This is a genomic window from Blautia sp. 2227st1_G12_2227SCRN_220401 (genome assembly GCF_039062885.1).
Classification (GTDB): Bacteria; Bacillota; Clostridia; order Lachnospirales; family Lachnospiraceae; genus Blautia_A; species Blautia_A fusiformis.
On the sequence record NZ_JBCLNI010000012.1, the window covers coordinates 1 to 13,712 of the forward strand.

Sequence of the window (13,712 nt, forward strand, 5' to 3'; positions counted from 1 at the left end):
TTGAATAAACGGGAGGCACTGGTTTTTGACAAGGAATGTTACGAAAAAAATGTCAAAAGGCAGTGCGAAAAAATAAATATATTATTCAAACTCAATCGTTCCAGGCGGCTTACTAGTAAGATCATAGAATACGCGGTTTACGCCCTTAACTTCATTAATAATACGGTTCATCACCTTATTAAGTACTGCATAAGGAATCTCAGCAGACTCCGCAGTCATGAAGTCAATGGTCTTAACGGCGCGAAGCGCCACTGCATAATCGTATGTTCTGAAGTCTCCCATTACACCTACGCTTCGCATATTTGTAAGGGCTGCAAAGTACTGGTTCGGCATCCAGGACGGATCTTCTCCGTGTTCTTTTTTGTAGTCGGCGGCTGCATTGTCGACTTCTTCACGGTAAATGTAGTCTGCATCCTGTACGATGCGTACTTTTTCCTCGGTGACTTCACCGATGATACGGATTCCAAGTCCCGGGCCCGGGAATGGCTGACGGAATACCAGTCTTTCCGGAATTCCAAGCTCAAGGCCGGCTTTACGGACCTCATCTTTGAACAGGTCACGAAGCGGCTCAATGATTTCTTTGAAATCAACGAAATCCGGAAGGCCTCCTACGTTGTGATGGGATTTGATCACTGCGGATTCTCCGCCGAGACCGCTCTCTACAACGTCCGGATAAATGGTTCCCTGTGCAAGGAAATCTACAGCACCGATCTTCTTGGCTTCTTCCTCGAAGATACGGATAAATTCCTCACCGATGATCTTACGCTTCGCTTCAGGCTCTGTAACACCGGCAAGCTTGTCGTAATATCTCTGCTGTGCGTTCACGCGGATAAAGTTTAGATCAAACTGACCATTCGGTCCGAATACACCTTCAACCTCATCACCTTCATCCTTACGAAGAAGGCCATGATCTACAAATACGCAAGTAAGCTGCTTACCGATCGCTCTGGAAAGAAGTCCTGCTGCCACGGAGGAATCTACACCACCTGACAGGGCTAGGAGAACTTTTCCATCACCGACTTTCTCGCGGATCTCTTTGATCGTATGTTCAACAAAGGCATCCATCTTCCAGTCTCCGGCACATTCGCAGACACCAAGTACGAAGTTGGACAGCATTGTCTTTCCTTCTACTGTGTGCAGTACTTCCGGATGGAACTGGATCGCATACAGTTTCTTCTCTTCATTCTGTGCAGTTGCTACCGGACAGTCTGCAGTATGTGCAGCGATCTCAAATCCCGGTGCAGTCTGGGAAATATAGTCTGTATGGCTCATCCAGCAGATTGTTTTGTCGGATACATTTTTGAAGATCCTGGAATCTTTCTTATCGATGAGAAGCTCTGTCTTACCGTATTCGCTGACATCTGCCTTCTCAACTTTTCCGCCAAGGACATGCATCATAAGCTGTGCTCCATAGCAAAGTCCAAGTACCGGAATACCAAGCTCAAATAATTCCTTCTGGTAAGTCGGTGAATCTGCCTCATAGCAGCTGTTTGGTCCGCCGGTAAGGATGATTCCCTTAGGATTCATCGCTTTAATCTTCTCAAGATCTGTCTTGTAAGAATAAATTTCGCAATATACATTGCATTCTCTGACACGTCTTGCAACCAGCTGATTGTACTGACCGCCAAAATCAATGACAATAACTAATTCTCTTTTCAAGGCTTTCCTCCTGTTATTTATAACATCTTTAGAATCTGTTACTCATTATAAATGAGTACATGCACTTTTACAATGCTAATTTTATCTCCCGCCGGAATTTTTATTTTCCGGAAAAATTTTTCACTACTTTTTTTGCCTGCTCATCCCAGTAAGCGCAGTCATTTCTTCCAATTACCTCCGATGTAAACGGAGTACCGTCATTCTTCTTATAATGTCTGGTCGCCCGGAAAACATATTTCGCACCGACATAAACGATCGGTACGTTGAAAAATACGATCAGAATATTTCCAAGATCAGAAAATGCCCAGAGATTTCCAAGCTCCAGTCCTGCGATATTACAGAGGATACCAAATGCGGCAACAAAAAGACCGATACAGCGTACAAAATTAATACAGATCTTATCTTTGCGGATACGGTTTGCTGCGATTTCCGAAAAGCTGATCATTCCAAGCAGACAGGTAAATGCAAACAGGCAGAAACATAAGGTTACAAGAAATGTAACGATCCCGTTCATTGCAGTTCCCGGAGTCAGCACAGCAATGGACTCCGTATATTTTGGAAGTTTATCAAGAGCCTGCCAGCTTTCCGCATCTGCTCCCGTCCAGCAATGTGCCATAACTACCACAAATCCGGTAAGTGTACAGATCACAATGGTATCAAGAAAAACTCCCAGAGAAGCGATCACACCCTGCTCACATGGATGCTTTGCGTCAGCTGCTGCCGCTGACATGGTGATCGTTCCCTGACCAGCCTCATTGGACATCAGGCCTCGTTTTACGCCCTGTGCAAGAACCGTTCCAAAAACACCTCCAAAAAATGCATCCGGCTTAAAGGCTCCTGCAAACACGCTTCCGAAGAAATACGGAATACGGGTAAAATTCAATATGATAAGAAGTAACACTACTACCATATAGAGCACCGCCATCACCGGCACCATCATATCTGTCCATTTGGATACTTTTTTGATTCCGCCAAATGCGATAGCTGCTGTGAGGATTACGATCAGCGTACCTACTATATAATAGAAGGCTGATCCGCTTGGGATGGTTTTTCCGGTTACGATCTCTGCCATGCGTCCTACTGATGAAACAACGTTAAAGCCCTGTGCCGGCAGACAGCAAAGCGCATACAGAATATACAATACCGAAAGAAAAACACCGATCCATACCTTATTTCCAAGAAGCTTTCTCCCATAAAAAGGAAGACCTCCTACGAACTCATCGTCCTTCTTCTCCTTGAAAATCTGAGCAAGGACACCCTCCATGTATGCAACTGCCATCCCGAAAAACGCAGATATCCACATCCAGAACAGGGCCCCCGGTCCACCCACTGCAACAGCACCTGTTACGCCCAGGATATTTCCCGGTCCTACACGCATAGCTGAACTCAGGAAAAACGATGCAAGCGGCGAAATTCCTGTTTCCACAACACGTTTCTCCGTCATGGTCCTGATTCCTTTTTTAAAGTAAGTCACCTGCATAAAACCGATCCTGAAACTGAAAAAAATCCCGGACCCAAGAAGTAGTATGATCGCAAAGGATATATTTCCCAGAATCGGGATACTGCTGTACCAGTCAAAATTCGTGGGGAACTCCCACAGAAAATCAGACAGTGGACCGATAAAGCTGAACACTCCATTGATCGCCTCAAACACTTTCTCCATAGCCATCTCCTCCCTTTTCATCTGAATACCTCAGAATTGAACCATCTTTCCGGATATCACATTTTCCGCTGGACATAAAATATAGATATATTCATTTATACCCCTCAGAAAAATTTCCGCACCTGTTCATATAACATGTGTACCACATCCATACTCGTTCATTTCCCCTCCGGATTTTTATGCTATGGTTTATTATACCGTATCGGCTTAAAAAAGTCTTATTTATTTTCACTATTTTTGTACAAATTTCAGAATTTTCTATTCTTACAAGCCCCACCGACTGCTATTGCTTTTCGCCCCCCGCAGGGGACTTACTTGATTCGAGTCAAGCGGATATTCGCAATCCGCTTCGCTACGCGGCTCTACACCGAATAACTGCTTCACAGTTTATCAGACTTTATAAGATATTTAGACTTTCCTCACAAATTTTTAAAACGCTTCTCACAGTTCCATCACATTTTGACGGTATATTATTAATCAAATAAAGCACAAAGCTTTTTCATCTTATAGATCATTACTTATTTTTCTTTTCATACTCTGCCGGGTCCCTTCCAAGACCCGGCCCTCCTTTTTATCTTCTTACAAACTCCCATAGTATACCATCCTTTCTTTATTCAAAAGGATCTATACCTATAATCATGGTGTCTATATTAGACATTCTGATTCTATCTGATGATCGACATTTTCATCTCGGTCCATTTACTCCGCATCACTTCACGCCCAGATATCCTTATCCCCTCTTAAAACCCGAATAAACACAACAAAAAAACACCGTCCCCGCAGCTCTATATCTGCAAAAACAGTGCCTTTAGTGCGTCTTCAGGGGTTCGAACCCTGGACACCCTGATTAAGAGTCAGGTGCTCTACCAACTGAGCTAAAGACGCTTATTTAATTGTTTGTCTTTCGTTTTTTGTTTCGTTCGTTCCTCAAGACATGTTGTATTATACGTTATGATTTGAGGAAAGTCAACACCTTTTTTTAATTTTTTTTATTTTTTTCTTTTTTATTTTTTATATCTTCATTTGATGCAATTTTGTTCAGTGATTTTTCTATTTCTGACAGCGAATTTCTGATCTGGGCAGCCTGGCTGTTAATGCTGCGGCTTACCGTATGGAGATTCTGCTGCATGGATCTGAATTTTCTTTTTTTCAAAACTTATGGCCTCCTGCTTTGCGCAAATACCTTTCCAACATCACGGATATTTTATTATATGAAAATATCCTGATCTGTTTCCTGATATTTGCGCAAAGTATTTAAAGCGGACTCTTAGAAATCCACTTTTTTCCACCAGCGCCATACCAGCACCACCGCCAGCACTGCCGTAAGGAAATCCGAGATTGCCTGAGAAGCCAGAACGCCATAATACCCTGCCACCTTAAGAGCGATCATCAATACAACCGCAAAGACCACTCCCTGTCTGCTCACTGATAACAGAAAAGCTCCCATAGCCTGTCCTGCAGACTGAAACGTACAGGTGCTGATCAGCACGATTCCCATACACAACATTCCCGCCAGCTGCAACCGAAGCATCAGCGCGCCATTTTCCACAACGGAAGGATCGCTCATAAAGATCTTTACCATCTGCGGGGCAAAAAATCCAAGTACCGCCATCAGTACAAGCGCCATTCCTCCCTCAAGAAGATATGCAAACTTCAAAGTTGCTTTCAACCTTGTGCGGTTTCTCGCGCCGTAATTGTATCCGGTCAGCGGCTGTCCACCAAAGGCAAAACCAACCAGGACCAACGCAGCGATCATATTAATTTTCATAACGATTCCCATAGCTGCAACCTTATCGTCACCAAATCCCAGCAACGCGCGGTTTGTCAACGCAATTCCGATGCTCTGCATCAGATTAGTAACAGAAGCCGGAATACCAATGGCAAAAACCGCTCCTATCTCCGACCTGGAAATGTGAAATCCCCTGGGATCCACAGAAAGATTTTTGCTCTTTTTAATAAGAAACCATACAAAGAAAATATCGGTACAAACATTTCCGATCACGGTCGCTGTAGCTGCGCCGGCCGCACCCCAGCCCAGTACAAAGATCATGATCGGATCCAGAATAATGTTTACAACTGCGCCAAGTACAGAACCAACCATCGAAGCCGTCGCAAATCCTTCTGTTCGTAACTGATTGGACGGTGTCAGCGCAACAATGATAAACGGCGCCCCCAGTGCAATACAGGTATAATACTGTGACGCATACTCCCAGGTGGCCTCGCTTGCACCCAGAAGTCCCAATACCAGACTTCTGAAGATCATCAGTACAGCCGCAACTGCAACACCGCTGACGATCGCGCCATAAAAGCTGAATACGCTGATCCGCTTTGCGTCCTCGTATCTTTTTTCTCCAAAAAGCCTGGAAATAAAAGAACTGCCGCCAAGTCCGAAAATATCTCCCAGCGCGATCATCAGGGTAAAGATCGGTGATCCAAGGGCAACCCCCGCCACCAGATCCGTATTGCCGGTTCCTGCGATAAAATACGTATCTACCATATTATAAACAAGCGAGATAACCATACTGAACACAACCGGAAGTGCCAGCTTAAAATATGCCTTTGGTATAGGATACTTTTCAAAAATTTCTTCCTGCATCTTATTCCCTCTATTTCTGTCTGATCACCATTTTACAGATCGGATTTCCCATAGAAGAAAACTTCTCCTCATATTCCGTCATGACATTTCCCTTCACCAGCTCCTCATCATGATGAAGATCAAAGGTACACACCTCCAGATTCCAATCGGAATCCCTAACCTCTTCCAGGGAAAACTCAAACAGACCACGGTTATCTGTCTTAAACTCTACAGTTCCTTCTTTTTTCAAAATCTTCTCATATCTTGCCAGAAATTCCCTGGACGTAAGTCTTCTCTTTGCATGACGCGCCTTCGGCCACGGATCCGAAAAATTCAGATAGATCCCATCAACCTCATCCTTCTCAAAAATCTCCGGCAGCAATCTTGCATCCACCCGGATAAAAACAAGATTGGAAAACTCCTCTCCTGCCGCTTCCAGTTCCTCTCTCTTCTGCAGCGCCCGAAGAAGCACACTGTCATACATCTCAATTCCTACAAAATTTCTCTCCGGATGAAGTCTTGCCATATCCATCAGAAAACGCCCCTTCCCCATACCAACTTCCAGAAAAAGCGGTCTCTTCACTCCAAAAACCTCATTCCACTTTCCTTTAAACCTCTCCGGCTCATCAATTACCCACTCACAATCCAAAATAGCATCCTTAGCACCCGGAATATTTCGTAATCTCATAAACAACCTCCAATAATCTTTCCATAATAATGTCTCAATGATTCTTATCAAACAACATTCCAATACTCAACTATACATGTAACCCCCACCCCGCCGCAAGCAAAAAATAAAAAAATTCTCAACCAAGCAACAGCAAAAACGCCTCGTCGTCCACCCCAACACCACCGCATCCTCTCAAACCCAACCAACCAGGCGACAGCAACGCGCCTCGCCGTCCACTTCCAACACCATCCGCATCCTCTCAAACCCTCTCAACCAGGCGACAGCAACGCGCCTCGCCGTCCGCATCCACATACATCGGCTCAACCTCACACATCCAACACCGCAGCATACATACACAAGTCAACAACCTCACACCGCCACAACCAAGAACTCCTAAAAAAAGCCCGAGGGGTGTGCAGAGGGGCCGTGGCTTTACGGCCCCTTTGCGGTTTTCATTTTTTCCCAAAACTCAATCATCGTCTAATAAACAAATTTCTTTTTTTCGTCTCTTTTTGAACATATTTATTCAATAATTGCAAAAAATTTAACAATTTTTTAGTTGTTTTTACCATAAAAAAGGTGTATCATATAAAAATCAATTATAAACAATAACCAAACAAGGAGGGCGTTATGGAACAAATCCTAAATAAGCTTTCGGAAATCGAAGCTACAGCCAATGCCATCATGCAGGACGCTGCGCGACAGAAACAGGCTCTCTCGGAAGAAGCAGAAAAACAGACGAAGGAATTCGACGCTTCACTTGAAAAAGAAACCAGCGACGAGATCCGGAAGATCCGTGAAGATCTGGCCCGCGAGAAAGACGCCCGGATCAATGAGCTTCGTGCAGAAACCGAAGACCAGCTATCCAGGCTGGATGCCTATTACGAAGCCCATCACGAAAGTCTTTGCAGTGAGCTGTTTCAGAAAATAACAGGCATCACCGAAACCTGAAGGGAAAGGAAGTGATTCAATGGGCTCTGTCCTCTCATACAGCGGACTCTCCACCAAGATCCGCGCCATGCAGAGCAGGCTTGTGACAGATGAGCAGCTGGAAGAAATCGTTCAGCTTCCCAATGTCCCCCAGGTAACAGCCTACCTGAAACGGACTCCCGAATATCAGAATATCTGGTCCGGTCTCGATGAAAATGATCTTCACCGCGGACAGATAGAAAAACTCCTGAAGAAATCCATCTTCCTGAATTTTTCAAGGCTTTACCACTTTGCAAATCAGGAACAGCGAACGTTCCTGTCGCTTTACTCGAAGCGTTATGAGATCCGCGTCCTGAAAGAAATCATGACGAATCTCTTTGACCACCGGGACACCGATCCCGTGGATATTTCTCCCTACCGCGATTTTTTCAGACATCATTCCAAGCTGGACATTGACAGGCTTACCGCCTGCACCAATATGGATGAATTCATTGCGGCACTGAAAGGAAATGATTTTTTTATTCCGCTGTCTCAGGTCAACGAACGTGGAAATGCCACGCTTTTTGACTTCGGCATGGCACTTGACCTTTCGTATTTTTCACAGATCTGGAATGTGCGGAAGAAGCTTTTCAAAGGTAACGATCTGAAACAGATCACCAAGGCTTACGGTGAAAAATTCGATATGCTGAACCTGCAGTTCATCCAGCGCTCCAAACGCTGCTTTCAGATGGAACCGGCTGCTATTTACGCATTGCTGGTCCCCATGAACTACAAGCTCCGCAAAGAGGAGATCACCACCCTTGTGGAGGCCCCTACACCAGAAGAGTTCCGTCGTATCTTCAATGGAACTTATTATGGTAAGAAATACGAACAGCTGACCGTCGCCAGTCTGGAAGAATTTTATAACTATATTCTTCGCAGCATACTGGAACAGGAAGCACGCAAGGATCCCTATTCCGTAGCAGTCATCTATTCCTATTTATATCACAAAGAACATGAAGTCAACCGTCTGACCATTGCCCTTGAATGCGTGCGCTATGGCGTGGACCCAGAACAATCCCTGCGTTATATACGCAACGGTTAATAACCAGGAGGTAGCAACGTGATTGAAAAAATGAATTTTCTAAGCATCACCGGTCCCAAGGCAGATATCGACCGGGTTGTAAACACCTACCTGTGCAAGTACGAGATCCATCTGGAAAACGCTCTCTCAGAGCTGACCACAGTAGAAAGTCTGACGCCTTTCCTGGATGTCAACCCCTACAGAGATGCCTTAAATTCCATCAATACCATTTATGAGGAGCTGAAAACTCCTCCGTCCACTTCCAACAGAAGCCCGGGTATTGAAACAGCACTTTCCACAGTAAAGGAGATCCGCTCCCAGGCGGATCAGCTCCAGAAGGAACAGTCCGAACTGGAAGAAAAATGTTCCTCTCTGGAAGAGTCACTGCGGATCATACGTCCCTTCCGAAATATTGATTATGATATTTCATCCATACTTCATCTGAAGTATATCCATTTTCATTTCGGACGTATCGAGAAACAGTATTATGAGAAATTCAAGAAATATATTTACGACAATCTGAACACGATCTTCCTTAAATGCGATGAAGATGACCAATACGTCTGGGGCGTCTACTTCGTACCGAAGCATGATGCGCACAAAATTGATGCCGCCTACTCTTCTATGCACTTTGAAAAGATCTTTGTGCCGGATAATTATACCGGAACTGCCCAGCAGGCATTTTCAAGCGTAAGCAAACAATACGAGGATGCTCTGAAGCATCTGGAAGCACAGAAACAGAAATACCAGAGATTTCTTGCGGATCAGGCAGAAACCATCGTTACCGCCAGAAACACACTTCTTCAGTTTTCCAGAAATTTCGATGTCCGGAAAGCGGCAGCCTGCACCGGAAAGCATGAAAATTTCTATATTCTCTGCGGATGGATGACAGAAGCCGACACCAGAGCTTTTCAAGCCGAAATCTCATCCGACGAAAAAATCTTCTGCCTGGTAGACGGAGAAGATACCAATACGCCGGAACACGACCAGAACCATCAGCCGCCGACCAAGCTGAAAAACCCGAAGCTTTTCAAGCCCTTTGAAATGTATGTAAAAATGTACGGACTTCCCGCCTATGGCGAGATGGACCCCACCTGGTTTGTTGCCATCACCTACTCCTTTATTTTCGGAGCCATGTTCGGTGATGCAGGACAGGGACTCCTGCTCTTTATCGGAGGATTGCTCCTGTACAAGCTGAAGCATATCGATCTTGCCGGAATCATCAGCTGCGCCGGAGTCTTTTCCACATTTTTCGGTCTGATGTTCGGAAGTATCTTTGGATTTGAGGATGTCATACCTGCTCTGTGGCTGCGGCCTGTGGACAGTATGACGACCATACCTTTTATCGGAAAACTGAATACCGTATTTATCGTTGCCATCGGCTTCGGCATGGGAATCATCCTCTTGTGTATGGTTTTCAACATCATCAATTCCTTTAAAACGCATGATGTTGAAAAAACCTGGTTTGACACCAACGCTGTGGCAGGACTTGTATTTTATGGCTCCGCAGTTCTCTGCATCGGACTCTTTGTATCCGGGCATGCAGTTCCGGGTGGTGCAGTCCTTGCCATTATGTTTGGTTTACCGCTGCTTCTTATTTTCTTCAAGGAGCCTCTTACAAACCTGGTAGAAAAAAAGGCCGAGGTTATGCCAAAAGAAAAAGGCATGTTTATCGTACAGGGTATCTTTGAACTGTTCGAGGTTATCCTAAGCTACTTTTCCAATACACTCTCCTTCGTGCGTATCGGTGCTTTTGCAGTCAGCCACGCAGCTATGATGGAGGTTGTACTTATGCTTGCAGGCGCGGAGAACGGCAGTCCGAACTGGATCGTCATCATTCTCGGAAACCTGTTCGTATGCGCTATGGAGGGCCTGATCGTAGGTATCCAGGTACTCCGTCTGGAATATTACGAAATGTTCAGCCGTTTTTACAAGGGCAGCGGACGGAAATTCGAGCCGTTCTGCTCAAAAAACAAATAAAATGCCAGAGTCGGAACGCATTCTGATCCGGGCATTCAATTAAACGAATATTAAGGAGGTCATCATCATGACAGTCATTACACAGATCACAATCGCAGTTGCACTTGTACTCAGCATCATTCTTCCATTTGGTTATTATCTTCTCGGCGAAAAAAGCCGCGGCCGCTACAAAACAGCTCTTGGTGTCAACGCCTTTTTCTTCTTCGGGATCATGCTTGTTGCCATTGCAGTAACATTTGCAGGCGGAGCTTCCGTACAGGCTGCTACAGGCGCTGACGCAGGCCTTGCAACAGGTATGGGTTACATCGCAGCAGCACTTGTTACCGGACTTTCCTGTATCGGTGGTGGTATTGCCGTTGCCAGTGCGGCAAGCGCAGCACTTGGAGCGATCAGTGAGGATCAGAGCATCCTTGGTAAATCTCTTATCTTCGTAGGTCTTGCCGAAGGTGTTGCTCTTTATGGACTGATCATCTCCTTCATGATCCTGGGTAAACTTTGATATGAAAATGTATCTGATCAGTGACAATATTGATACTCTGACAGGAATGAGACTGGCCGGTGTAGAGGGTGTGATCGTTCATGAGCACGACGAGCTGAAGGAAGCTCTGGAGCGCACCATCGCAGACAAAGAGATCGGAATCATACTCCTGACCGAAAAATTCGGCCGGGAGTTTCCTGAGATCATTGATGATGTCAAGCTTCATCACAAAACACCTCTCATCATTGAAATTCCTGACAGACATGGTACCGGCCGCAGACCTGATTTCATTACATCTTATGTAAATGAGGCCATCGGATTAAAATTATAGGCAGGTGATATTATGACAATTGAAGAGAAGCTTAAACACTTCTATGACACCTCCGTGGACGAAGCACGCCGTCAGGCGGAAAAAGATGTCCGGGAACACAAGGAAGCCCTGGATGCCGCACTGGAGGAACATAAAAAAATGTCTCTGGGAAATGCTGCCAGTTCCCGCAAAGCCGAGATCGCAAACGCAAAGCGTGAGATCAACAAGGCACTTTCCGCAGAGCAGCTTCACATCCGGCGAAACTGGACTGCCAGACAGAGCCGCTTAAAAGAAAAACTTTTTGCAGATGTCCGGGTACAGATCCTGAAATTCATGGAATCTCCCCGCTATGAAGAATATCTTTGTACAAAGATCGAGGAAGCTGTCTGCTTCGCGGAACACGATGAGATCCAGATCTATCTTTCAAAAGAAGATGAACCCCGTCTGAAGTCTCTCACTGTAAAGACCGGTTTCCCGCTGAAGGTTTCCGATGAATCCTTTATCGGCGGGATCAAGGCGATAATCCCTGAAAAAAATATCCTCATCGACAATTCCTTTGAGGAAGGCTATCAGGCAGCTTACAGAGAATTCAAATTTGACGGAGGTCCAGCACATGAGTAAAACAGGTATTATCTACGGTGTTAACGGTCCTGTTATCTACCTCAAGGGCGACACCGGCTTCAAGATCTCCGAGATGGTCTATGTAGGCCCCGAAAAACTGGTTGGAGAAGTCATCGGTCTTAAGAAACATATGACGACCATACAGGTTTTTGAGGAAACTACAGGACTGAAACCCGGAGAAACTGTTATCGGAACAGGAGACGCTATTTCCGTTCTCCTTGGTCCGGGAATCATCCACAATATTTTTGATGGTATCCAGAGACCTCTGGCAGAGATTGCCCAGGCCTCTGGAAAATATATTTCCCGTGGTGTCAGCGTTGACTCTCTTGACACAGAAAAAAAATGGGAAACCCACATTACCGTAAAGGAAGGTGACGTCATCGGCGCAGGCACGGTTATTGCCGAGACACAGGAAACCGCCTCCATCCTTCACAAATCCATGGTTCCGCCCACGATCACACACGGAACCGTTATCCATGCAGCTCCTGACGGTGCCTATACCGTTCTGGAGCCCATTGTTACCATCCGCCTTGATGACGGAACTGAAAAAGAACTGGCACTTGCCCAGAAATGGCCGATCCGTGTTCCACGGCCGACCTACAAGCGTTTCCCGGCCAGCGTTCCGCTCCTTACCGGTCAGCGAATCCTGGATACCCTTTTCCCTATTGCCAAGGGAGGCACTGCCGCAGTTCCCGGCGGATTCGGAACAGGAAAAACCATGACACAGCACCAGATCGCCAAGTGGTCTGACGCAGATATCATCATCTACATCGGCTGTGGCGAGCGTGGAAACGAGATGACACAGGTTCTTGAGGACTTCAGCAAGCTGATCGACCCGAAATCCGGAAACCTGATGATGGACCGTACCACACTGATCGCCAACACCTCCAACATGCCGGTTGCAGCCCGTGAGGCTTCCATCTACACAGGTGTTACACTTGCGGAATATTACCGTGATATGGGTTATGATGTAGCGATCATGGCAGACTCCACATCCCGATGGGCCGAGGCTCTCCGTGAGCTTTCCGGACGTCTGGAGGAGATGCCTGCAGAGGAAGGCTTCCCTGCATATCTGGCAAGTAAGCTTTCCGCCTTCTATGAGCGTGCGGGAATGATGCAGAACCTGAACGGAACAGAGGGTTCCGTATCCATTATCGGTGCAGTTTCCCCTCAGGGTGGTGATTTCTCCGAGCCGGTCACACAGAATACCAAACGTTTTGTCCGCTGTTTCTGGGGACTGGACAAGGCTCTTGCCTATGCCCGTCACTTCCCTGCCATCCAGTGGCTGACCAGCTACAGCGAATATCTGGAGGACCTGACTCCCTGGTACAGAGAGCATGTCTCCCCGAAATTCGTTTATGACAGAAACCAGATCATGGCTATCCTCAACCAGGAAAGCTCTCTTATGGAGATCGTCAAGCTGATCGGAAGCGATGTTCTTCCGGATGATCAGAAGCTGACGCTGGAGATCGCCAGGGTTATCCGTCTGGGCTTCCTGCAGCAGAACGCTTTTCACCAGGAGGACACCAGTGTTCCTATGGAAAAGCAGTTCCTGATGATGGAAACCATCCTCTATCTCTACGAAAAATGCCGTGCCCTTGTAAACCGTGGCATGCCGGTTTCCGTGCTGAAGGAGGATAAGATCTTTGAACGTATCATCGCCATCAAATACGAGGTTCCAAATAAAGAGCCGGAGCGTTTTGATGAATATCATAAAGATATCGACCGCTTCTACGACAATGTACTGGAAAGAAACGGTTAAA

General features: G+C 46.0%; 12 protein-coding genes and 1 tRNA gene. 7 read left to right on the plus strand and 6 right to left on the minus strand.

Annotated elements, in window-relative coordinates; translation table 11 throughout:
• Positions 1 to 81 precede the first annotated feature (81 nt).
• From guaA to trmB, 6 genes are all read right to left on the minus strand, one after another.
• Positions 82 to 1,659, minus strand: coding sequence for a glutamine-hydrolyzing GMP synthase (gene guaA / locus ABCM67_RS07800; RefSeq protein ID WP_021652384.1), 1,578 nt, complete (start codon positions 1,657 to 1,659; stop codon positions 82 to 84).
• A 100-nt stretch (positions 1,660 to 1,759) separates the two neighbouring features.
• On the minus strand, positions 1,760 to 3,322 hold the full coding sequence (locus ABCM67_RS07805) for a sodium:alanine symporter family protein (RefSeq protein WP_147603149.1): 1,563 nt from the start codon (positions 3,320 to 3,322) through the stop codon (positions 1,760 to 1,762).
• An 812-nt stretch (positions 3,323 to 4,134) separates the two neighbouring features.
• Positions 4,135 to 4,207: transfer RNA gene (locus ABCM67_RS07810), tRNA-Lys, on the minus strand.
• A 94-nt stretch (positions 4,208 to 4,301) separates the two neighbouring features.
• Complete coding sequence (locus ABCM67_RS07815) at positions 4,302 to 4,475, minus strand: hypothetical protein (RefSeq protein ID WP_156906934.1); 174 nt, start codon at positions 4,473 to 4,475, stop codon at positions 4,302 to 4,304.
• Between the two features lie 114 nt (positions 4,476 to 4,589).
• A complete protein-coding gene (locus ABCM67_RS07820; protein WP_022426539.1) occupies positions 4,590 to 5,918 on the minus strand; it encodes an MATE family efflux transporter in 1,329 nt (442 codons plus the stop codon).
• 10 nt (positions 5,919 to 5,928) lie between these two features.
• Complete coding sequence (gene trmB / locus ABCM67_RS07825) at positions 5,929 to 6,585, minus strand: tRNA (guanosine(46)-N7)-methyltransferase TrmB (RefSeq protein WP_021652379.1); 657 nt, start codon at positions 6,583 to 6,585, stop codon at positions 5,929 to 5,931.
• A gap of 612 nt (positions 6,586 to 7,197) precedes the next feature.
• On the opposite strand from trmB, the gene ABCM67_RS07830 reads away from it, so the two are divergent.
• The 7 genes from ABCM67_RS07830 (at position 7,198) to ABCM67_RS07860 (ending at position 13,711) form a co-directional block, all read left to right on the plus strand.
• The gene (locus ABCM67_RS07830; protein ID WP_021653134.1) at positions 7,198 to 7,518 is read left to right on the plus strand and encodes a hypothetical protein; all 321 of its coding nucleotides are present in this window, start codon (positions 7,198 to 7,200) and stop codon (positions 7,516 to 7,518) included.
• Between the two features lie 19 nt (positions 7,519 to 7,537).
• On the plus strand, positions 7,538 to 8,581 hold the full coding sequence (locus tag ABCM67_RS07835) for a V-type ATPase subunit (RefSeq protein ID WP_021653135.1): 1,044 nt from the start codon (positions 7,538 to 7,540) through the stop codon (positions 8,579 to 8,581).
• 18 nt (positions 8,582 to 8,599) lie between these two features.
• Positions 8,600 to 10,540, plus strand: a complete 1,941-nt coding sequence (locus ABCM67_RS07840) for a V-type ATPase 116kDa subunit family protein (protein WP_147603148.1) — start codon at positions 8,600 to 8,602, stop codon at positions 10,538 to 10,540.
• Between the two features lie 67 nt (positions 10,541 to 10,607).
• Positions 10,608 to 11,039 (plus strand): ATP synthase subunit C, encoded by a 432-nt coding sequence (locus ABCM67_RS07845; RefSeq protein WP_015525392.1) that lies wholly within the window; start codon positions 10,608 to 10,610, stop codon positions 11,037 to 11,039.
• 1 nt (position 11,040) lies between these two features.
• Positions 11,041 to 11,349 (plus strand): V-type ATP synthase subunit F, encoded by a 309-nt coding sequence (locus ABCM67_RS07850; protein WP_021653137.1) that lies wholly within the window; start codon positions 11,041 to 11,043, stop codon positions 11,347 to 11,349.
• A 12-nt stretch (positions 11,350 to 11,361) separates the two neighbouring features.
• Positions 11,362 to 11,949: a V-type ATP synthase subunit E gene (locus tag ABCM67_RS07855; RefSeq protein WP_092072620.1), complete on the plus strand. Its 588-nt coding sequence runs from the start codon at positions 11,362 to 11,364 to the stop codon at positions 11,947 to 11,949.
• Positions 11,942 to 13,711: a V-type ATP synthase subunit A gene (locus ABCM67_RS07860; RefSeq protein WP_015525389.1), complete on the plus strand. Its 1,770-nt coding sequence runs from the start codon at positions 11,942 to 11,944 to the stop codon at positions 13,709 to 13,711. Before ABCM67_RS07855 ends, ABCM67_RS07860 begins: the two co-directional genes overlap by 8 nt.
• Position 13,712: the final 1 nt, after the last annotated feature.

Coding starts and splice junctions, on each gene's coding strand:
- ABCM67_RS07805 (WP_147603149.1), bottom strand. CDS start 3,322: ATGGAGAAAGTGTTTGAGGCGATCAATGGAGTGTTCAGCTTTATCGGT.
- ABCM67_RS07820 (WP_022426539.1), bottom strand. CDS start 5,918: ATGCAGGAAGAAATTTTTGAAAAGTATCCTATACCAAAGGCATATTTT.
- trmB (WP_021652379.1), bottom strand. CDS start 6,585: ATGAGATTACGAAATATTCCGGGTGCTAAGGATGCTATTTTGGATTGT.
- ABCM67_RS07830 (WP_021653134.1), top strand. CDS start 7,198: ATGGAACAAATCCTAAATAAGCTTTCGGAAATCGAAGCTACAGCCAAT.
- ABCM67_RS07835 (WP_021653135.1), top strand. CDS start 7,538: ATGGGCTCTGTCCTCTCATACAGCGGACTCTCCACCAAGATCCGCGCC.
- ABCM67_RS07845 (WP_015525392.1), top strand. CDS start 10,608: ATGACAGTCATTACACAGATCACAATCGCAGTTGCACTTGTACTCAGC.
- ABCM67_RS07850 (WP_021653137.1), top strand. CDS start 11,041: ATGAAAATGTATCTGATCAGTGACAATATTGATACTCTGACAGGAATG.
- ABCM67_RS07855 (WP_092072620.1), top strand. CDS start 11,362: ATGACAATTGAAGAGAAGCTTAAACACTTCTATGACACCTCCGTGGAC.
- ABCM67_RS07860 (WP_015525389.1), top strand. CDS start 11,942: ATGAGTAAAACAGGTATTATCTACGGTGTTAACGGTCCTGTTATCTAC.